The 19,771-nt window shown below is 41.5% G+C and carries 19 protein-coding genes, 1 tRNA gene and 2 pseudogenes; 7 read left to right on the top strand and 15 right to left on the bottom strand.

The annotated features are described in order from the left end of the window. The first annotated feature begins 464 nt into the window (after positions 1–464). From IM456_RS13845 to fmt, 5 genes are all read left to right on the top strand, one after another. The gene (locus tag IM456_RS13845) at positions 465–1,043 is read left to right on the top strand and encodes a transposase (RefSeq protein WP_149985603.1); all 579 of its coding nucleotides are present in this window, start codon (positions 465–467) and stop codon (positions 1,041–1,043) included. Between the two features lie 553 nt (positions 1,044–1,596). Beyond that, complete coding sequence (locus tag IM456_RS13840; RefSeq protein ID WP_287692707.1) at positions 1,597–1,965, top strand: ribbon-helix-helix domain-containing protein; 369 nt, start codon at positions 1,597–1,599, stop codon at positions 1,963–1,965. Next, the gene (locus IM456_RS13835) at positions 1,962–2,381 is read left to right on the top strand and encodes a putative toxin-antitoxin system toxin component, PIN family (RefSeq protein WP_287692709.1); all 420 of its coding nucleotides are present in this window, start codon (positions 1,962–1,964) and stop codon (positions 2,379–2,381) included. Before IM456_RS13840 ends, IM456_RS13835 begins: the two co-directional genes overlap by 4 nt. A gap of 514 nt (positions 2,382–2,895) precedes the next feature. Beyond that, the gene (gene pgeF / locus IM456_RS13830) at positions 2,896–3,690 is read left to right on the top strand and encodes a peptidoglycan editing factor PgeF (RefSeq protein WP_149985599.1); all 795 of its coding nucleotides are present in this window, start codon (positions 2,896–2,898) and stop codon (positions 3,688–3,690) included. 60 nt (positions 3,691–3,750) lie between these two features. Beyond that, a complete protein-coding gene (fmt, locus tag IM456_RS13825) occupies positions 3,751–4,728 on the top strand; it encodes a methionyl-tRNA formyltransferase (RefSeq protein WP_287692712.1) in 978 nt (325 codons plus the stop codon). Positions 4,729–4,757: 29 nt separating this feature from the next. Here the strand turns inward: fmt and IM456_RS13820 are convergent, their stop codons facing one another. The 3 genes and pseudogenes from IM456_RS13820 to IM456_RS13815 form a co-directional block, all read right to left on the bottom strand. Continuing rightward, positions 4,758–5,138 carry a cyclic nucleotide-binding domain-containing protein gene (locus IM456_RS13820; protein ID WP_149985597.1) on the bottom strand — a complete coding sequence of 127 codons (381 nt, stop codon included), beginning with the start codon at positions 5,136–5,138 and terminating at the stop codon, positions 4,758–4,760. A gap of 98 nt (positions 5,139–5,236) precedes the next feature. Then, positions 5,237–5,350, bottom strand: a pseudogene (locus IM456_RS23575) (type II restriction endonuclease); the annotation flags it as partial. 189 nt (positions 5,351–5,539) lie between these two features. Next, positions 5,540–6,346, bottom strand: a complete 807-nt coding sequence (locus IM456_RS13815; protein ID WP_149985596.1) for a TlyA family RNA methyltransferase — start codon at positions 6,344–6,346, stop codon at positions 5,540–5,542. 139 nt (positions 6,347–6,485) lie between these two features. Between IM456_RS13815 and IM456_RS13810 the strand changes: the two genes are divergently transcribed. Then, positions 6,486–6,707: a hypothetical protein gene (locus IM456_RS13810; RefSeq protein ID WP_079209331.1), complete on the top strand. Its 222-nt coding sequence runs from the start codon at positions 6,486–6,488 to the stop codon at positions 6,705–6,707. 117 nt (positions 6,708–6,824) lie between these two features. Here IM456_RS13810 and IM456_RS13805 read toward each other — a convergent pair whose 3' ends face one another. The 5 genes from IM456_RS13805 to IM456_RS13785 form a co-directional block, all read right to left on the bottom strand. Further along, complete coding sequence (locus IM456_RS13805) at positions 6,825–7,655, bottom strand: metal ABC transporter permease (protein WP_147072970.1); 831 nt, start codon at positions 7,653–7,655, stop codon at positions 6,825–6,827. A gap of 102 nt (positions 7,656–7,757) precedes the next feature. Further along, positions 7,758–9,116: a thioredoxin-disulfide reductase gene (trxB, locus tag IM456_RS13800; protein WP_079209333.1), complete on the bottom strand. Its 1,359-nt coding sequence runs from the start codon at positions 9,114–9,116 to the stop codon at positions 7,758–7,760. An 87-nt stretch (positions 9,117–9,203) separates the two neighbouring features. Then, positions 9,204–9,974 carry an HAD family hydrolase gene (locus IM456_RS13795; RefSeq protein ID WP_149985595.1) on the bottom strand — a complete coding sequence of 257 codons (771 nt, stop codon included), beginning with the start codon at positions 9,972–9,974 and terminating at the stop codon, positions 9,204–9,206. 42 nt (positions 9,975–10,016) lie between these two features. After that, positions 10,017–11,210, bottom strand: coding sequence for a lipase family protein (locus IM456_RS13790; protein WP_149985594.1), 1,194 nt, complete (start codon positions 11,208–11,210; stop codon positions 10,017–10,019). 135 nt (positions 11,211–11,345) lie between these two features. After that, complete coding sequence (locus IM456_RS13785) at positions 11,346–13,337, bottom strand: DUF262 domain-containing protein (RefSeq protein ID WP_287692714.1); 1,992 nt, start codon at positions 13,335–13,337, stop codon at positions 11,346–11,348. Positions 13,338–13,646: 309 nt separating this feature from the next. On the opposite strand from IM456_RS13785, the pseudogene IM456_RS13780 reads away from it, so the two are divergent. Beyond that, positions 13,647–14,054, top strand: a pseudogene (locus IM456_RS13780) (ISKra4 family transposase); the annotation flags it as partial. Between the two features lie 94 nt (positions 14,055–14,148). Here IM456_RS13780 and IM456_RS13775 read toward each other — a convergent pair. From IM456_RS13775 to rpmG, 7 genes are all read right to left on the bottom strand, one after another. Continuing rightward, positions 14,149–14,763: a LapA family protein gene (locus IM456_RS13775; RefSeq protein WP_149985593.1), complete on the bottom strand. Its 615-nt coding sequence runs from the start codon at positions 14,761–14,763 to the stop codon at positions 14,149–14,151. Between the two features lie 36 nt (positions 14,764–14,799). After that, positions 14,800–15,417 (bottom strand): flavin prenyltransferase UbiX, encoded by a 618-nt coding sequence (locus IM456_RS13770; RefSeq protein ID WP_149985592.1) that lies wholly within the window; start codon positions 15,415–15,417, stop codon positions 14,800–14,802. Continuing rightward, on the bottom strand, positions 15,401–16,144 hold the full coding sequence (locus IM456_RS13765; protein ID WP_079209812.1) for a HEAT repeat domain-containing protein: 744 nt from the start codon (positions 16,142–16,144) through the stop codon (positions 15,401–15,403). The genes IM456_RS13770 and IM456_RS13765 overlap by 17 nt, the downstream gene beginning before the upstream one ends. Positions 16,145–16,458: 314 nt before the next feature. After that, positions 16,459–16,531 (bottom strand) — tRNA-Phe (locus IM456_RS13760). Positions 16,532–16,608: 77 nt separating this feature from the next. Then, a complete protein-coding gene (locus tag IM456_RS13755) occupies positions 16,609–18,837 on the bottom strand; it encodes a sensor histidine kinase (protein WP_149985591.1) in 2,229 nt (742 codons plus the stop codon). A 388-nt stretch (positions 18,838–19,225) separates the two neighbouring features. Further along, complete coding sequence (gene rpsR / locus IM456_RS13750; protein ID WP_002770735.1) at positions 19,226–19,441, bottom strand: 30S ribosomal protein S18; 216 nt, start codon at positions 19,439–19,441, stop codon at positions 19,226–19,228. A 40-nt stretch (positions 19,442–19,481) separates the two neighbouring features. After that, a complete protein-coding gene (rpmG, locus tag IM456_RS13745; RefSeq protein ID WP_002734724.1) occupies positions 19,482–19,676 on the bottom strand; it encodes a 50S ribosomal protein L33 in 195 nt (64 codons plus the stop codon). Between the last annotated feature and the right edge of the window lie 95 nt (positions 19,677–19,771).

Below are 19,771 nucleotides of genomic sequence, written 5' to 3'. Positions count from 1 at the left end.
TTCCGTAGGGATAATTCCGTAAGGATAATTCCGTAGGGATAATTCATGAATTATCCCTACTCAGGAATGCTTTGTTTAATGCTTGTCGGGGAGAGAAATTTTCCGTCTTCATACCTTTATCCCTATTCCTACTCAACCCGGTTTTGGAGTCTATTTTTTTCTCTCTTATCTTCGCTCAAAAACCCTATATATATTCGCGCACGGATTCCCATTATCTAAAAAGTCTAAAGCAAGTCTCGTCATTTGTCAAGGGTTTTGAGAAAATCTCCCCACTTCCCAAGAGGTGAGGGAAATTGCCAGTAAGTTTGCAGGGGTAGAAAGTTTAAAGGAAGCGATCGCAACGCGCTCGCTACGCGAGACCGAGCAGTTACAATTATTGTTATCTTCAGCTTGATCTTATTTTACTAAATAGCCAAAAACTAAAATAAGATTCCTATTTATTGTCCTGACAAGGAGATGAATAAATGAATAATTTTTCTGAGAAACACCATCGTCGTTCCTTAAGATTATCTCGTTATGATTATTCTCAATCGGGTGCATATTTCGTAAAAATTTGTATTAAAAATAGTGAAAATTTATTAGGTGACATACAAGATAATGTTATGAATCTTAATCAATTTGGTCAAGTTGTTAAGGATATTTGGCATAGTTTAGATACTCGTTATAAAGAGGTTATTTTAGATGAATTTGTAATTATGCCTAATCATATTCATGGGATAATATTTATTGATAACCCAGTAGAGATAATTCATGAATTATCTCTACTGAAGGAAAGGAGAAAAATGTTGTTACCTAAAGTGATTGGTTATTTTAAAATGAACAGTGCTAAACTGATTAATCAATTGCGTGGTACTCAAGGTCAATCGGTTTGGCAAAAGAATTATTATGAACATATTATCCGTCATGAGGTTTCCTTAACGAAAATTAGAGAATATATTGTTAATAATCCTTTAAAGTGGCATCAAGATATCGAAAATCAGCAAGTCAAACCTAGTCAGGAGGAAATTGAGTTTTGGCAAAACTTCGGTAGAAAGGATTTATAATCACCGTAACAACAATTTAGTAGGGATAATTCATGAATTATCCCTACTCAGGAATGCTTTGTTTAATGCTTGTCGGGGAGAGAAATTTTCCGTCTTCATACCTTTATCCCTATTCCTACTCAACCCGGTTCTGGAGGCTATTTTTTTCTCTCTTATCTTTGCTCAAAAACTATATATATATTTGCGCACGGATTCCCATTATCTAAAAAGTCTAAAGCAAGTCTCGTCATTTGTCAAGGGTTTTGAGAAAATCTCCCCACTTCCCCAGTTCCCCAGTTCCTGGAAGATTTTGAACATTTACCCCCCGAACAGTTGCTGAGTGCTATTATGGAAAAGGATGCAAGAATCAGGTGGTTGATGGCTGAGATTAAGGGGGTTTTAAATCAGGATAAGATGGAATAGGGTTTAAATATCATTAATTGATCTAGAAATTATTGAGAAAGATTGTCTTTGACTGCTTTAAATACCCCAGAAAATGTTGTTAGGCATCAGGGTCAGATTAAGGTTTCTGCTATATTCAAGCTTTATCTAATCTTCAAACTATTTGGTAATTATGATACAAATTACGTTAACCCCTGAACAGGAACAGTTTTTAGAAAGACAACTGAAAACTGGTAAATATAATACCCCTCAAGAGGTTATCTCTAAAGCGTTTCAGCTATTAGAAGAACAGGAGGATGAAATTATATTACCCGATTATGTTAAAGGGAGAGAATCCGCAAAAGCCTTATTAAAAGAAAAGATGAGGAAGTATCGAAAAGAACGGGAACAAAATAAGGACAAACCGATTGATCCTGAAAGAGTAAGGTTAAGTCAGGAATTAAGGAATTTATTTAATAAAACTCAAGCAATCCCAGGTATTCAAGATATTACAGAAGAAGAAATAGCCGCCGAAATTGAAGCTTATCGGAGAGGAGAATGAAGGTTATTGTTGATACTAACATTCTTGTTTCTGCGGTTTTAAAAGGAAGAAGACCGAGAGAGATTGTCCAATTTATTAGTGACCATTCTGATATTGATTGGATAGTTTCTCAGGAAATTTTAGCCGAATCTCGAGAAGTTTTAAATAGACGGAAATTAAAGTTAACTGATGAAGTAAGACAGGAATGGCTTGATAAAATTGAAACGATTCCTAAAGTAATAGAAGTTAATGTTACTGTAGATTTTGCCAGAGATGCCAAAGATGCTAAGTTTATCGCTTTAGCAAGGGTTAGTGAGGCGGATTTTTTGATTACTGGTGATCGGGATTTTGAGGAGATGATAGAATTAGAACAAACGGTTATTATTTCGGTTTCTTTGTTTTATGATTTGTTTATAGGTGAGGGTGAATATGAGTGAAAGTGGGGATTTAGAATAAGAAATCGTCATCAACGAGATGAAACAACTCAGAAAAAAAGCCATCCAAGAATTAGACGCACTGTTTCCCAGTATCCTAGATAAAACCTTCAAAGGAGAACTATAAATCCTCGATAATTGCCATAATCCCCTGATTAGAGGTATTTGGATAATATTCATCCCCACATAACATTAAAATTAAATCTGCCCTTTCCTCAATCTGTCGCGAATCTCGAATAATGCTTTGTTTAATGCTTGTCGGGGAGAGAAATTTTCCGTCTTCATACCTTTATCCTCTTCCTACCCAACCCGGTTTTGGAGTCTATTTTTTTCTCTCTTATCTTCTCTCAAAAACCCTATATATATTTGCGCACGGATTTCCATTATATAAAAAGTTTAAAGCAAGTCTCGCCATTTGTCAAGGGTTTTGATAATAATCTTCCGGTTGCCGTTTAGCCAAGCTCAGAACTAGGATAGGAGAGAATAAGGTATTATTGCAGCCAGAGAGGCTTAGACTGTGACCAATGTAGCGATCGATGTCCGATTAACCGAGACTTCTCTGTGGCAATGGCAAACATGGCAAGGATTGCCCTATCTTACCTGTAATCTCCTAGAGGATTGGTCCCACGGCTTTTTTACCCGTCATTATTACCCCCAAACCCCGGAAGCTTTTACGGGTGCGTTGGGTGCAAATGTACCAGTTTATCGGGTCAAACAGGTACATGGCGATCGCCTATTAAATCCCCAAGCGATTACTAACCCGGAAATTGTCGAAGCGGATGGAATTATCACCGATGCTTCCGGTCAAGGGATTTGGGTGGCCAGTGCTGATTGTACGCCCGTACTAATAGGCGATCGCTCTACGGGTGTTGGGGTGGCGATTCATTCTGGATGGAGAGGGACAGCCAAGGGGATAGTTGCCAAAGCAGTTAAGCAGTTATTAAACTCAGGTAGTTGTTTAGATAACTTAGTCCTGGCCCTGGGGCCAGCAATTGCCGGGGAAGTGTATCAAGTAGAGGCAGAAGTTGCCACAGAAGTGGGTTTAAGTTTATTTCCCCAAGAAACCAATCCCGACCAAATTCTAGGGAATTTATTTAACCTGTCCCCTTCCCCCTTATTTGCTGACGAGGAAAAAGGAAAAGTGCGCTTAGACGTGCGAAGGGTGATTTATCATCAACTACAACAGTTAGGAATTAGGGATGAACAAATTGCGATCGCTCCTTTTTGCACCTATCAACAAGAGGATCATTTTTTCTCCTATCGTCGGGAAAAAGCCAAAAAAATTCAATGGTCCGGCATAGTTAGTCGTTAATAACTCGGTGGACATTCACTGATTACTGCTCACTGATAACTGAAAAATCCCCCCTCTCCCATGCGTATTGTTTTTTTCGGAACCCCGACTTTTGCTGTTCCCACCCTAAAAAAATTATTAGCCAATCCCGATATAGAAATAATTGCCGTCGTTACCCAACCGGACAAGCGCCGGGGAAGGGGTAATCAATTAACCCCCTCACCGGTGAAACAAATAGCCATAGAACAGCAAATACCGGTTTTGCAGCCCAAAAGTGTGAAAAAAAATGCTAAAACCTTAAATTTTCTCAGACAATCGCGAGCGGATGCTTTTGTAGTCGTTGCCTACGGACAAATTCTCTCCCCAGAAATTCTAGAGATGCCGAGATTAGGCTGTATTAACGTTCATGGCTCAATTTTACCGAAATATCGGGGAGCGGCCCCCGTGCAGTGGTGTATCGCTAGGGGAGAAAAAGAAACCGGCATTACCACTATGTTAATGGATGCGGGCATGGACACCGGACCGATGCTACTGAAAGCCTACAGCCTGATCGCTCTTTTGGACAATGCCGAACAGGTGGGAGCAACCCTAGGGCAAATGGGGGCGGATTTGCTCCTAGAAACCCTCTCTAAGCTCGATCGAGGGGAAATTACCCCAATTCCTCAAAATAACGACGATGCCACCTATGCCCCTTTAATTCAAAAATCCGACTATCTAATCAACTGGCAAGATTCGGGCCGGAGAATTCACGATCGAGTCCGGGGTTTTTATCCTCATGCGCTGACCACTTTCCGGGGACAACCCCTAAAAGTGATGGCCACTATTCCCCTAGAGGCTCTCGGTCAACTTCCTCCAGAATTACAGACAAAAGACCTTTCTCATCCAAGCGGAGAAGTGGGATCGATCGTGGCTCTCTGGAAAAATTTCGGGCCGGTAGTGCAGACGGGTGAGGGTTTATTATTATTAAAAGAAGTGCAATTATCGGGAAAATCACCGCGTTCTGGTGGGGATTTGGTCAATGGTTCCCGTTTAACTATCGGTGAGATTTTCGGTCAATAGTTGTCAGGGGATGGCTTTCCTTTGCTCCCCTATGCTTCACTGGTGAAGATTTTTTTCAACTTGCGAAAGCGATCGGAATAACTTCTTAACACTTCGATCGCAAACATGGGAGTTTCCTGCACGGCAAATAAAAACTGCGGTTGATTGAGATAGGCTAATTTACAATCAGTTTTGGCAATAGCTGTGGATTCTCGCAGTTTATCCCCATGCAGGAGCGCTCCTGCTCCGAATACATCCCCTTTTTCTAGAGTTTCTATCAATTGTCCCTTGATATACATCTCCACTTCTCCGCTAAGAATACCGTACATTAACTCGCCCTCCGTGCCATCGGCAAAAATAACTTCACCAGCTGGAAAAGTGCGATCGGGATGATTTTCGAGAATTTTAATCGTTTCTACGGGACTTAACATGATTTAACAATAATTTTTTTGGGTTATCTCTCCCATTTTCCGATATGTTGAACTCCCCGATCATCGTTTTTGTGTGTAAGAATACATCCCCCCCTCTCCCCAAGAGTTGTCTGGGGGTGGGTTGGAAACTTCTCTACCTGACAAAGATTCGGTTTGACTCTCAGAAATGCTTTGTTTAATGCTTGTCGGGGAGAGAAAATTTCCGTCTTCATACCTTTATCCTCTTCCTACCCAACCCGATTTTTCAATGTATTTTTTTCTCTCTTATCTTTGCTCAAAAACCCTATATATATGGGCGCACGGATTCCCACTATACATAAATTATAAAGCAAGTCTCGCCATTTGTCAAGGGTTTTCTGAAAATCTCCCCCACTTTCCACTTCCTTGACAAAACACCGGGGTTAAAACTGTTCGATCGCTGCTTGGGTGATTTCTGCGATCGCTGATAAACTGGGACTGACTTGGCCGATATCGGTGGATAACCAGAGAAGATACTCCACATTACCCGCAGGTCCGGTAATGGGAGACCAAGTTAAACCCCGATAGAACCATCCTAGGGCTTCAGCGGCCTGTAAAACCTGAAAAATTGCCACCGCTTGGTCTTGGTGGTCGCGAACTACCCCTTTTTTGCCGACTTTTTCCCGTCCCACCTCGAATTGGGGTTTGACTAATAAAATCGCTTCTCGCGGTGGATTTAATAGCGTCCACAGGGTCGGTAAAACTTTGGTCAAAGAAATAAAAGACAGATCCATAACTGCTAAATCGGCGGTTTTTTCCTGTCCGTATAACTTTTCTGGGGTTAAATAGCGAAAATTAGTTCTTTCTAGTAAAATAACCCGTTCATGCTGCCGTAAACTCCACGCCACTTGTCCATAACCCACATCGACCCCATAAACCCGTTTTGCCCCTTTTTGCAAGAGACAATCGGTAAATCCCCCCGTGGAAATGCCCCCATCTAAACAAATGCGATCGCAGACATCGATGGCAAACAATTCTAAGGCCTTAGCTAATTTTTCGCCCCCCCTTGACAAATAGGGCAGTTTCTGCTTAACCTCGATCGCCGCTTCTGGATCGATTTCTGTGGCAGGTTTATCGATGATTTGATGATTGACTTTCACCTCTCCAGCACGAATTAATCGCTGTGCCTGTTGACGGGAATCACAGAGATTTTTGGCTACTAATAATAAATCTAATCTTTGTTTCGACAAGGAAGGCCTCCCAATAATCAGCGCCTAATTCTAAAAAATACCTTATTTTTCCGCAAGCAATCCCAGAAGGAAGATTATAAGTAAAGATAGGGACAAGCGGAACCCATCAGCTAAATTTTCGCTGCCATCCCGATATTTTATGGATAAAGATACTCGATTCGCCGTTTTGGTCATTGGCATCCCCTTTCTAGGACTAGCTTACTGTGGCTTGATTTTTGCCGTGATGATCTATTGGGTGTGGGCCCGGGAACATCCCGTGACCATGGCCACTTTTTTCGTCCTTGCTCCTTCTTTGATTTCCGGCTCTATCTGGCTGTTAGCCTCCTATAAAGCCCGCCAAAAGCAGCGTTTGGGGTTATAATTGGTAAGACTATCCCATTGGCCTCTAGAGAACAACTAATGTGGGGCAATGTGGGGGTGAATTGCATTGGCCCTCCCCTAGATAACTTTTTCTGATCACCACAACTAGGGGAGAGCCTTAAAGATTAGATATTTTTCTGGTGATAGTTAGGATGAAAGGTTTCCAAGCAAGACTGATTAAATAGCCCGATCCTGCCACTAAAATAATTGTCGCCCCTGAGGTGAGATTTAAACTATAGGATAACCACAAACCCACTAAAGTAAAGACAATTCCTAAAATAATCGCTAGGATCATCATTCCCTTCATATTTTTAACAAATTGTCCACTGATAGCGGCGGGAATAGTTAATAAAGCAATTACCATAATTAATCCTACCACCTGCATTACTGCGACAATAGTTAAAGCGGTTATTCCCATTAAACCTAAATAAATTATCTCCACGGGAATATTGCGAATAATCGCAAAGGTTTCATCAAAAGATATGGCTAATAACTCCTTATAAAAGATACTAACTAAGGTTATAATTAATATATCTATGCCCGCCATTATCCACAAATCATCCCTCGGTACAGTTAAAATACTACCGAAAAGATAACTCATTAAATCAGCTTTATAACCGGGGGTTAAATCAATAAAAATTACCCCAATCGCCATACCAATCGCCCACATCACCCCGATTAAAGTATCGGCTCTCTCCCGGATACGACGCTGTAAAAAACCCATGCCTAAAGCCGAAAAAAAGGTAAAAAATATCGCCCCCACCAGGGGATTAATCCCAAAAAAATAACCGATTCCTATCCCTCCATAGGCAGCGTGAGCGATTCCACCACTGATAAAAACCACGCGATTAACTACTACCAAAGTACCGACAATCCCACAGGCAATACTAACTAATATTCCTGCGGCAATCGCATGGCGCATAAAATCAAATTGTAAGGCCTCTAGCATAGGGTGTTGGGAAGTGGGGGAGTGGGGTGTGGGGAGCTTTTTCAGTAAACAGTAAACTCAAAACTCACATCTGATAACTGATAACTGATAACTGATAACTGATTATTGATAACTCTCAATTACTTGACGAAATTCGCTTTTTTGTTTGACTCCGCGCATTTCTTTCACTAATTCCCGGTCCTTAAAGAATTGTACCGTGGGAGTCCCAGTTACTTGACCCATTTTGGCAATTTCCGGGTCAGCTTCGATGTCAATTTCCACAAAATAAATTTTGCCATCGTACTCATCGACCACTTTATCTAAAATCGGTTTCAGGGTTTTACAGGGGCCACAGGTGGGAGAAACATATTTTACCATTAACAAGCGATCGCCATCATGGAATAATTTCCGTAAAGCATAACCCCCAACGTGACGGGTTTTGTGAATATCAAAAGTTTCCTCCGTATCGGCCGGGGTTTCGCTAACGGTTTTCGTCTCGTAATGTTCAGAAGTGGCTGATTGACGGTATTCTTGGATTAAATTATGCTCCGATAACCATCTTTCTGCCAATAACGCCGCCATACACCCCGTACCTGCGGCAGTGATTGCCTGACGGTATTCGTGGTCCTGCACGTCTCCGGCGGCAAAAACCCCCTCGACGCTGGTAGCAACAGTCCCGGGTTTGACTTTCACATAACCCACCTCGTCTAATTCTAGTTGTCCTTGGAATAGGGAAGTATTGGGAGTGTGACCGACGGCATAAAATAACCCTCTAACGGCTAATTCGCTGATTTCTCCCGTTTGCGAGTTTTTAATGCGTAATCCTGCCATTTTACTGCCTGTACCGAACACATCCACCGCTTGGGTATGAAAATGAACGGTAACTTTCGGATTATTTAACACCCGGTCCTGCATTGCTTTCGAGGCACGCATCGCTTCCCCGCGTATCAATAAATGGACGTGAGAGCCGTATTTAGTCAAATATACGGCTTCTTCTGCCGCCGAGTCACCGCCACCGATGACAGCGAGGTTTTCCTCTCTAAATATCGGTGTAGCACCGTCACAGATAGCACAAGCGGAAATGCCGTTACTCCAGAATTGGGCCTCGCTGGGTAATCCTAAGCGTTTGGCAGTGGCTCCCGTGGCGATAATAATACTATTGGCCTTCACTTCCCGGTCGGTGGAACGAATGGTAAAAGGACGCTGACTTAAATCCACCGAGATAACATCTTCGGTATAGCATTGGGTCCCCCATCTTTCGGCCTGTTCCTTCATTCTTTCCATCAGCTTCGGACCGGTGATTCCTTCGGGAAAACCGGGGAAATTTTCTACTTCTGTGGTGGTCATCAATTGTCCCCCCGGAATGCCTCCCGCTTGGAAACCCTCAAACATCAAGGGTTTTAAGTTCGCACGCGCCGCATAAATCGCCGCCGTATATCCCGCGGGTCCTGAACCAATAATGACTAAATTCTCGACAGTCATAACCGTAAATGCAACTCATAACGACTACGCTTTTTAGTATAGCAGCATCAGTTACCGGTTATCTGGTAATATTCCTCGTCACTGACTCTACCAGTGGGTAAAGTCTGCCGCAAATTGAGATAGGGATAAAAGCTTAATACGGGTATCTTGAGCAACTTTTTGGCGCATTTGAGCCGTATTATATCCCCAATCGGCTAAATATAAGCCCACATCGTTTAAATCTGCTTGTTGCTGCACTAATTCCAACGCATCGAGACGATCCTCGACAAACCACAAATTAGCGGGAGATTCTGGTAAATCAGCCAGTATTTGCTGAATAGTCAGGTATTTCGGCTGTTTAATTTCCTTGCCAATTAATCTCGCTGCAGGAAAATTAATTGCTACTTTTTGTAACAATTGCTTGACAAAACGACTTTCTTTTGTAGTGATGATATAAACCAAAAAATCCGAGTCTAAAAGAGAGGCCAGGCGATCGAGTGCGGGTTGATAAAATTGATGTAAGGCTAACCAAGACTCTAGATCCGACTCAATCCATCGATCTCTAAGACCATCGAGGGCATTTGAGAGAACTTTTTTCGCTATTTTCTCCCTTTCTAGCAGATTTTGCCGAATTGACGGCCAATTATTTAAAGCTTCCCCGTCGGGAATACCGAGAACAAGCGATCGCAACAGTAAGGGCATTTCCCAACCGGTTTCGATAACGGGACGAAGTTGCGAAAACCTAGGGAAAAAATCCTCGGGAATTATTTCCGGCCAAAGGGTTTCATAGGTGCGTTTGCTAATCTGAAAATACTCGATCATGCCATCACAAAGAACACCATCAAAATCCAGTGCTAGAATGCGGGGGGATTGATTCATAAATGCTGGTTTAATCTCAATAATGGCAGTATAGCGCAGCTATTAGCTATTCTTTGCTTCATCGTTGACATAACATAGCTGTCTGATGATTTCGGTGACAGAATTTTTCAATCCCTCTACATGAATCCAGCCCACATATACAGCATATACAATATTTTGATGATTGTCCTGTATATAAACATGATGGACACGATATAAATCTGAGCTTAAATAAATATAACCACTAGCATCTTTGAATTTACCTTCTAGTAATATTTTTTCTTTTAAAGGTTTCATTTTTACCAGATCTTTAGTCACTCCAGATATTGTGGCTATTCTTTCTATGGCAAGATCAACACAATTGTTATTACTGTAACTATTACCATGATTATAATCCTGCTGATTAAAATAAATTGTCTCTACGATATTTTTAGCCACTTTATCTGATGCTAGGTAATAGGTATGAGCATTAAGGGAATTTAAGACAACGGCAGCAATTTCTACAGAATCAAAAATATTGCCGGTCGCTTCTAGATAATAATCGCTCATCAAAATCTTGGATACATCGGTTATAGAATCAAAAAGAGGACGGATTGGATAAGCGATAATATCGGAGGAATTAATCAGATTATTCCAGAGTAAACGACGGCCTTGATGCTGGCTAATAAATTTTTCAATTTGATTAGTATCAATGCCTAGAGTTAGATTTAAAAATGGGATCGGTGAACCCATTGTTGTTACACTAGATAGGGAAACTTTGCCCCGTTCTTTACCGATAAGATCACGAATTTCGTGAGCGGGATCTTTAGGATCAAAACGCTCAGAAAATAACAGATCCCAAAGGATTACAGTACCCAAAGAATGGGCGACTATATGTAATTCGCTTTCCCTGGGGTGAGCTTGAACAAGATCGATTAATTGATCGGCAATAATGCGGCGAATTTGGGTTCCTCGATCGCTGCCCAAATAGCTAAATGCGTCACCGATAAAATAAGATAAATACTCTTTTCTAAAATTTTGATAGCGAAAGGATTGCTCGGGGTTAAAATTACTATTTTTCTGTTTTTGTGTCTGTAATTCTTGCTCGATATCTCGCCATAATTTTTCGGTTCCTTTGAGAACATTTCCCCAAAATCCTGCATAACAGTAGGGAATAATCTGATTTTTGCGTTTACATTCTTCTTCAATTAGTTTAATTAATTTATTGGCATAACTAGCGTCTCTTGTGGCCACTCCATGAATAAAGTAAATCAGCATAATAGATTTATCTCAATAAGCGGTGATCGGAATCTCTCTTAATATACCCTTCTAGCTTCAGAAAAATATCAGGATGGAGCGAGATATAGTAATATATAATTAATTAATGCGATTTGTCAAGAGATGGTGGAGTGATTATTTAGGTTCTCTCTCGACTGACCAATCCTCTGAGGATAATCCCATAGTTTCTACTACTTTTACACAAAAATAGTAGATATCTTTGGCCGAGAAATTAGTTTCTACTATAAAAATATTATTTTCAAGTTTTTGAGGTCGGCGAAATTTTGTGTCATCTTTCGATAAAAAGCGAGGAAACTCTAGAACAATCTCTTGAAACTTTTCATGGTCTAGATCGTAGAGAGTATTCAGGGTACAAATTAGTACATCTTTCCAAGTTTTTACTGTTTGTTGTTTACCACGAATAATTAGTTTTTTGGGTTTTGTATCCTTAACAGGTGCAGTTTCATTCACTGACAGGGAATCATCGCCAAAATAACTCCAAATTTTTATAACACGCTCTGCTAAATATTCAGCACGATGTTCAATATCTTCTTTTTGCCATGAGTTAATACTATCAAAGTATTTATTGATTTCAAGATGGCTTTTATGGAGTTCTTCTTTCTTGTGAGAAAAATCTTTATCCGCCAGTTCTCCATTATAAGCCGTCAGGGTTAAATTACCTAAAGTATGCACAAGAAGTTGATGGGTAATATCTGCATCTGTTCCTAAATAATCCCTCCACTTATCATTTAATTTTTGCGGCATAATATGTTCAATAGTCAGGCGAGAATCACTTAAATCTACAGTTTCTCGATGACCAAAAGATTCTTTGATCGCACCGAGAATAATTTTCGCTTTTTCGCTGCGATTTCCTCCGTATAGTTTGATGGTGATTAACTTTTCTTTAAAATCATTATCTTTTGGGTAGTCTTTCTTTTGAAGAGAGATTTTTAATCTTTTAATAAAAGGTTCAGAGTTTAAAGCAGCATCTTTCTGAACTTGGGAATATAGTAAAGCAAAAGTTTTATTAAGTCCGCGGGTTTGAATACTACAAACAAAACGACGGACAAGAAAGTTTTCAAGGGTTTTTAAAACCTCGATAAAGTCCTTTTCAGATAATTTGCTATTTCCCCAGTCATCATAACAATTTAAAAGAAATGGATAGATAGTAGAGACCTCTAGACGCTGAAAAGAATCAAGATATTTACGAATACTAGAATTAGTTTCAAGGGTGGGAGTGATTAGTTTGGCATAATACATAGAAAATGTATATAAGTCCTCTATATAGAGAGCAGGATTATTATCAGCTAGTTTATTTTTAAAGGCAGAATAAATTTCGTTATTTCTAATTTCTGCCCCACTTTTTGATAAATAGTGACGGATAAATTCTGTTAAATTATCTCCTAATTTTTCCTGCATCGGCAGCCAGTATCTGTCATATAGTGTCTGTTGCTCCTCTTGACGAACGTTCATAAATAAATGATTACGAATTAAATCGGCCTCAGTTAAAGGCTGCCCCGTGGCATTCAAACTTTCAAATACTAGGTAAGGATCGTCGTCATTACCAAGAGTTATATTGACCAAAGATAAGTGATTACAGATAACTTCTGTTAGTTTAGCTAACGAAGATGATTGTTCATTAATCTTTCTTTTAAAAAAGAAATAACACTGGGATATGGTATTTTCTTTGTCGATGATTTTGCCACGGATCACAGACTGAAAATATTCTAGGTCTAACTGAGTAGGTTGAATTTTAAAGTAATCAGAACCTTTTTTAAAGGGATTAACAAGAAATGTTTTGTCAATTTCTGCGCTTAAATCCTGTTCTTGTTGGTCTTTCGCTACGTCTCGCAAAGCAGCAAAGAGCAGAAAAATAGTCGTTAAACGTTGCTGTCCATCAATTAGCAGATATTTATTGACCACGCCGGAGTTAGGCGAAACTTGAGTTTTAACTATCGAACCCATAAAATGGGGACGAGGGTTTTCTTGACCGTATAAATAGCTTATGTCATCCCATAAATCTTCCCAATCTTTCTTTTTCCAACTATAAGTGCGCTGAAATAGTGGAATTATATATTGTGTGTTGCCTTGAATAATTTCTTGAAGAGTAACTACCGATGCTTGCATAGGGGCTAGTATAGGAAGATTTACCGATTATTCCTAGTATTTATTACTCTAACACAGCAATTTGGCACTGTCTAGGATCCTGGCGGTGGGTTACGCATTGCTAACCCAGCCGACGAATTGCTATATAATACAAATGCCCGCTATTATAGAATTAAGTTGTTGACATTTTCTAGTTTTAACTTTTAACCTAAGACGCATTTTAACCGCCTATCCTTAGATTAGCTGAATCTCCCCCAATCCCTTTACTGTTGTCTTTTGTCTCTTGCCTCTTGCCTCGTCTCAACAAGCAATTTAAATTACGAACAGCTTATCTGGAATTTATTCCGTGAAATCGGCGAGGAACAGGAAAGGATTGAAATTTTGGACTGGTATCATTTAATCGAAAACCTCTATAAAGTTGGCGGGTCATTCCATCGAATTGAGGAGGTAAAATGTTTTCTATGGAAGGGGGAAGTGGATGATGTTATCTCTTGTTTTGAAGGATGGTCAGAGCCTCAAGTTGAGAATTTTATTACTTATTTGAACAAGCATAAACATCGAATTGTCAATTATGGTTATTTTCAAGAAGAGGGGATTTCCATTGGTTCTGGCTCCGGGTCATCTCAAGTGAAACAAATTGGTTTTCGTGTTAAAATTGCCGGTGCAAGTTGGAATTCTGGCAATGTACCGCAAGTCCTTCGTCATCGCTGTGCCTATCTGAATGGTTCTCTTTTTTAACTTTTTTATTTACCTCATTAAGCATTTATGCTTATTGCAAATGTGAGATGCTTCCGAGCGATTTGGGTAGGAAGGAACCTCTACTCTGTCAAAGTTAAATCCACTCTTCTTCATCCGCTTTGTTTACCTCCCGATCTTCGTTTTGATCCTGGGCAGGGGGCGTAATAATCCGATAATTGACATCGTAAACTTGATCGGCTTTTTCCCCGCGAGTCTGTTTGGCCGTGCGGTAACTATAGGAATAAACCGAGCCGGTTCGAGAACTGTCCTCTGGTGGCTTGACAAAATTTGCTGGTTCCCGATCGGCAACCCTGGGCGGGAATTCTTCCCGATCCTGAATGGTAGTCGGTTTTTCGGGGGGTGTATCAAAATTCCAATCATCACCGCTATCTCTTTCCCAATCGTTATCCGGTGGAGACGCAGCAGAATCCTGAATATAGCTAGGTCGGGGAGATGGGGGTGGGACTTTAGGATTATTGCCTATAGGAGGGGAGGCTTTTGGGGCAGCCAAAGGACGACCAAAACTATAGAGAAATTGCAGGGTTAAACCACTGATAATTCCCGCCAGGGTGAAAAGTAACACCCAGACAGCTAGGGGCAGTTTTACCGTCATAATACCGCCAAAAAAGACCAAAGTGATCACCCCCAGATTCTGCCAGATCAGTAATCCGCCCACAGCGATCGCAAATAAGACCATAATCCAGCCCATTTTTACCTCCCTTGATTCAGTGATCAGTGATCACTGTTAATGTCCTTGCCAGCGATTAATTGCCACACAATCGATATCTAACTGATCGAGAGTACGAGCGATGACAAAATCTACCAAATCCTCGATCGATTGGGGATGGTGATACCATGCCGGTATTGCTGGCACGATTCTAACGCCCGCCTCGGCTAAAGTGGTTAAATTACGCAGATGAATTAAACTAAAGGGGGTTTCTCGCGGCACTAAAACCAATTTTCTGCCCTCCTTCATCTGCACATCGGCCGCCCTTTCTAGCAAATCGGAACTTAATCCCCCCGCTAATTTGGCCACTGTACTCATGCTACAGGGAATAATTACCATACCAAGGGTGCGATAGGAACCACTGGCGATCGTTGCCCCCACATCACCCCAACGATGACAGCGTAATTTTCCCCCTTCCATCACCCCGCATTGGCCGCGCCAAAATTCTTCTTGTAGCTCTGGTTCTGGAGGCATCCGCATTTTATCTTCCGCTTGCCAGACAGTGTAAGCTGATTTGGAGGCCACTAGATCGATCGTGTAGTCGGCTAAAAGTAGATATTTGAGGGTACGGACAGCATAAATCAGCCCTGATGCCCCCGTAACGCCCAAAATTAGCGGTTTAGATAATTCCTTCAAGCTCTAATTCCTCGATCAATTGTAATCCTCTCGGGTCGCCCACTTTTAATAAAGCACCCCTGGCATCTTCCTTGACACCTAAATCCTCATCTTCCACCAAGGCCTCGATCAAAGCATCGATCGCCGTGGCATAAATAACATTTAAGGGCAATTCTCGGCATAATTGACCGATTGACCAAGCGCAATTACTCCGCACCGCCGCGATTAAATCTCGGCGCAATCCTTCAATTAAAGGCGGCAAGACGGTGATGATATCTTCATAATTGACCTTGGCAATCTGGGCCAAACTACTGGCGGCCCATAATCGCACCGCCGAAATATCGGTTTTGAGAGCATGAACCAAAGGCTCGATCGCTCTGCGATCTCCACAGTTACCCAGAGCCCAAACTACCCCTTTTCTGACGTAACCATTCCAATCTCTGGCCAGTAAATCGATTAAAGGCTCCACGGCGCTAAGACTGGGATTTCTGCCCAAAGCGTAGGCGACACTGACACGCACTAGGGGACAGACATCGCTTAACATCTCTAGTAAAGGAGCGATCGCTCTTTCGTCACGCAATTCACAAAAGGCGCGGGCCGCGATCATTCTCTCGCTCAGATGATCAGAAGTAAGCAATGAGAGCATTTCCTCTGGATCGGGGGGGATTTCCGCTGCTTTGTCCGGATCGCTCCCATCGAGAGGATTATTTAAGGAGTTGCTAGAGTCTAGGATTTCATTGTCGTACATACTTGTTAGATTATCTTAATCCGTGACCGCTTACGTCAAGCCAAAAATCAAAAAGTAGTTGCGGGTTGGGGAGACTTTTCAGTGATCAGTAATCAGTTATCAGTTATCAGTGAACTGAAGGCAAGAGGCAACAGGCAACAGGCAAAAGAAAGAATCTGGCAATTCTCCTACCTAAAAAGAAGGTTATAAACTAAGTACATCAAAGCTTTCAGCTTACCAAATTAGGTTACACTTCATCTTGACGAGAAAGGCTACATTTACAAAACCTAGCAGAATAGGAAGTAAATACAGGGCTAATTTTATTGTTTTTCCGATGCCAAGACGCGGATTTGAACCGCGGACACGAGGATTTTCAGTCCTCTGCTCTACCAACTGAGCTATCTCGGCGTTTTTTTTGTCCTTTCTCAATATAGCACGCCCTCGAAATAATTGCAAGGTTTTTTTCTAAAAAGTTTTCTGCTCGACTAGATTGGCAAGGTGAGGGTAAAAGTGGTGACAGCGTTGGCACTGGTGACATCGATGGTGGCATTCAGGGGTTTAATCAGTTTGCGGACCAAAGCTAAACCTAAACCGGTACCACTGTAGCGCCAGGGATCGTGGTTAGGAATGCGATAAAAAGGGGCAAATATTCTTGATAATTCCTCTGGGGCGATTTCTACTCCTAAATTGCTCACAATAATCAATATTTGCTCATCCGCACGCCTCACATTTACCCTAATTATTCCCTGCTCTGGAGTATATTTAGAAGCATTGGTCAGTAATTCCGCTATGATGCGCTCGATATCGCACAGACTGGTGTTAATCTCCGGTATATCCCCATCTATATCTAAAATTAACTGCTGTTGTCGCTCGCGGGTGAGAGTGCGAAAAGGTTCCACTAATAAGGGTAGCCAAGAAAGTAAGTCGATTGCTTCGATCGCCGGGGGTTCTGTTTCCGCATCCAGATAGGTTAAAGTCAACAGATCATTAACTAACTTACTCTGACGTTGAGATTCAATGTTAAGAATTTGCAACAGTTCACCGATCGAATCCTGTGGATCGATCTCGATCCCTTGATCTTCTAGGAGACTTTCCAGGGTTTCCACCGCTAGACGAATGCTGGTAATCGGGGTTCGCAGTTCATGGGAAAGGGTTTTCAGGAATTCGCTTTTTAATCTTTCCAGTTTTTCTAGTTCCCTAACTTGTGCTTGGGAAGATTCGTAAAGTCGCGCCTGTCGAATAGCGATCGCACATTCGGCGGCAATATGTTGAATCAAATTAGTCTCTAAGGAGTTAAAAATCTGATTAGCTGGTCGAATTAGCCAAAGATTGCCCAAAAAACCCTGATCGTCAAAGATAGGACAAGCGCAACGGTTAACACGACCAATTTGCGGATTGCCAAGGGGAAGACGATCGACAAATTGTAAAATTTGTTTGTGTAGCAGCGGTTGATAGATTTCGGGAAAATCGCTAATTTGACGAGTAATTCCCTGATAGATAAGCTTTTGAGTGGTATATTCGTGGACAATGGTGGCTTGACTGCGACTGGGATCGTAAAGCTCAATTTGGGCGCGTTCTACGGGTAAAACCTGGACTAATTCCCTAGTGGTGGTTTGCAGAATATGATTTTCATCGAGACTATCGCGAATTTTTTCGGTAATCCGTCCGATTAATGCTTCATACTTCAAACTCATCTGCAATTCGGCGGTTCTTTGCTGAACCTCCGATTCTAGGGCAGTATTCAAGCATTTTACCCGTTGGTGCAGTTCTGCTTGTTGAATGGCAATTCCCACTTGAATGGCTAATTGTTTGAGCAGATCGATTTCTTGGGATTGCCAAGAGCGAGTTTTTTGGCAATTCTGGGCAATTAGTAACCCCCAGAGTTGGTTATCGCAGATAATCGGCACCACCAAGTTAGCCTGTACTTGCAAAGAAGTAAGTAAGTTGCGATAACAGGGATCAAGTCCCGAATTATGGACATTTTCAATAACCTGAATTCTCCCGCGACGATAATTTTCCAGACGTTCTGGGGATAAATTAAAACAGGGATCCTGGATCCTGTTTCCTAAGACAGAATTAATCCTCGCAGTATGGGATTCCACCACAATCATGCCACTATGATCGGGGAATAAACGATAAATTAACACTCGATCGCAGTTGAGAAATTGTCGCACTTCTTTAACAGTTCTTTGCAAAATGCGATCAAGATCCAACGATTGCCGGATTCTTTCCTGCATTACCCCCAGTAGTTGTTCTCGTTCTGCTTGTAATCTTAAAGCTTCTTCGGCCTGTTTGCGTTCGGTGATATTGGTACTGGTTCCCACTAAACGATAGATGCGCGCATTGTTATCCCGTAGGGGTGTTAAAGTTGTTAGCCACCAGTAGGGTATATTTTGAAAAGGTAAATACTGTTCGTAGGAAATAGTCGTTCCGTAACGTACACAATCACTATAGTGTTGCCGCACACTACGCGCATCATCGGGGGGAAGGATCTGTTCGGGAGTTTTGCCTTTAATATCTGATGAGCGCAGTCCTGTCCAGCGTTCATGAACGGGGTTGGCCCCCACATAGCGAAAATCTCTATTTTCCAGCACGTCCACCACAAAAATCGACGCTTGCACGGAATTAAATATACTACGCAGAAACTGCTCGGAATCCTCCTCTTGTAGCTGTCCATCTAACTCGGTATCGATTGCTGATGGCTGCTTTTCCATAAGAGCCTCCTATTGTGCTAATTGGTGGATTTGGATCGATAATCACAAAATCGTTGGCTACTCCTAGAGCGATTTAATTATTTTTTAAGATTCTCGCACGAATTTTCCTATCCGCTGCCGATTTCGATATATTTCTTTGCAAAAACGAGAAAGCAACCCCAATATACTGAGATCGCTTATCAGTTATCAGTTATCAGTTATCAGTGACCAGTTATCAGTTATCAGGTTTAAGTTTTAAGTTAAGTAGCTAGATACAATTAATTACACATATCCAATTACTTCTTCCATGAGTGCCTATCCTCACCAAGAAGTTAATTTTGTCCTATTACTTATATGTGTTATTTTCAGTGATCACTGTTCACTGATTACTGATTACTGATCACTGAATTTAGGCTTCTTGGTTGACAAAAGGCAATAAAGCCATTAAACGGGCCCGTTTCACCGCTTCAGTTAAATCTCGCTGTTGTTTAGAAGTTAAACCGGTGATACGTCTAGGCAAAATTTTGCCGCGTTCGGTGATGAATTTGCGGAGGAGTTCGGTGTCTTTGTAGTCAATCGGTTGACTGGGGGAAATGGGAGAGAGACGTTTGCGATAGTAGCTCATAGATTTGTAAAGATTGCTTGACTTTTTAACTAAAGTATGATTACTTAATTTCCTTGTGGACGGTGTGCTTATTGCAGTGGGGACAGTATTTCTTGATTTCCAGTCTGCCGGTGGTATTGCGCCGGTTTTTGCTGGTGGTGTAGCGAGAAACGCCGGGGGTACGCTTATCGGGATTACTGCGGCATTCCGTGCATTCTACAGTGATGATCAGGCGAACGCCTTTTTTACTAGCCATAACAACAGGGGATCGGGTAAATTTACACGCAATCGATCATTATGACATATCTGGGGCTTTTTAGGCAAGAGCGGCCGGGGCAACGCAGGGAATTG

Source organism: Microcystis sp. M079S1, from assembly GCF_020246425.1.
In the GTDB taxonomy this organism is placed as follows: Bacteria; Cyanobacteriota; Cyanobacteriia; order Cyanobacteriales; family Microcystaceae; genus Microcystis; species Microcystis aeruginosa.
This window is presented reverse-complemented; position numbering and strand designations above follow the sequence as displayed.

What these genes read in the sequence shown, in the direction of transcription:
- IM456_RS13845 (WP_149985603.1), top strand. Translation starts at nt 465, where the DNA reads ATGAATAATTTTTCTGAGAAACACCATCGTCGTTCCTTAAGATTATCT.
- IM456_RS13840 (WP_287692707.1), top strand. Translation starts at nt 1,597, where the DNA reads ATGATACAAATTACGTTAACCCCTGAACAGGAACAGTTTTTAGAAAGA.
- IM456_RS13835 (WP_287692709.1), top strand. Translation starts at nt 1,962, where the DNA reads ATGAAGGTTATTGTTGATACTAACATTCTTGTTTCTGCGGTTTTAAAA.
- fmt (WP_287692712.1), top strand. Translation starts at nt 3,751, where the DNA reads ATGCGTATTGTTTTTTTCGGAACCCCGACTTTTGCTGTTCCCACCCTA.
- IM456_RS13820 (WP_149985597.1), bottom strand. Translation starts at nt 5,138, where the DNA reads ATGTTAAGTCCCGTAGAAACGATTAAAATTCTCGAAAATCATCCCGAT.
- IM456_RS13810 (WP_079209331.1), top strand. Translation starts at nt 6,486, where the DNA reads ATGGATAAAGATACTCGATTCGCCGTTTTGGTCATTGGCATCCCCTTT.
- IM456_RS13805 (WP_147072970.1), bottom strand. Translation starts at nt 7,655, where the DNA reads ATGCTAGAGGCCTTACAATTTGATTTTATGCGCCATGCGATTGCCGCA.
- trxB (WP_079209333.1), bottom strand. Translation starts at nt 9,116, where the DNA reads ATGACTGTCGAGAATTTAGTCATTATTGGTTCAGGACCCGCGGGATAT.
- IM456_RS13795 (WP_149985595.1), bottom strand. Translation starts at nt 9,974, where the DNA reads ATGAATCAATCCCCCCGCATTCTAGCACTGGATTTTGATGGTGTTCTT.
- IM456_RS13790 (WP_149985594.1), bottom strand. Translation starts at nt 11,210, where the DNA reads ATGCTGATTTACTTTATTCATGGAGTGGCCACAAGAGACGCTAGTTAT.
- IM456_RS13785 (WP_287692714.1), bottom strand. Translation starts at nt 13,337, where the DNA reads ATGCAAGCATCGGTAGTTACTCTTCAAGAAATTATTCAAGGCAACACA.
- IM456_RS13775 (WP_149985593.1), bottom strand. Translation starts at nt 14,763, where the DNA reads ATGGGCTGGATTATGGTCTTATTTGCGATCGCTGTGGGCGGATTACTG.
- IM456_RS13765 (WP_079209812.1), bottom strand. Translation starts at nt 16,144, where the DNA reads ATGTACGACAATGAAATCCTAGACTCTAGCAACTCCTTAAATAATCCT.
- IM456_RS13755 (WP_149985591.1), bottom strand. Translation starts at nt 18,837, where the DNA reads ATGGAAAAGCAGCCATCAGCAATCGATACCGAGTTAGATGGACAGCTA.
- rpsR (WP_002770735.1), bottom strand. Translation starts at nt 19,441, where the DNA reads ATGAGCTACTATCGCAAACGTCTCTCTCCCATTTCCCCCAGTCAACCG.
- rpmG (WP_002734724.1), bottom strand. Translation starts at nt 19,676, where the DNA reads ATGGCTAGTAAAAAAGGCGTTCGCCTGATCATCACTGTAGAATGCACG.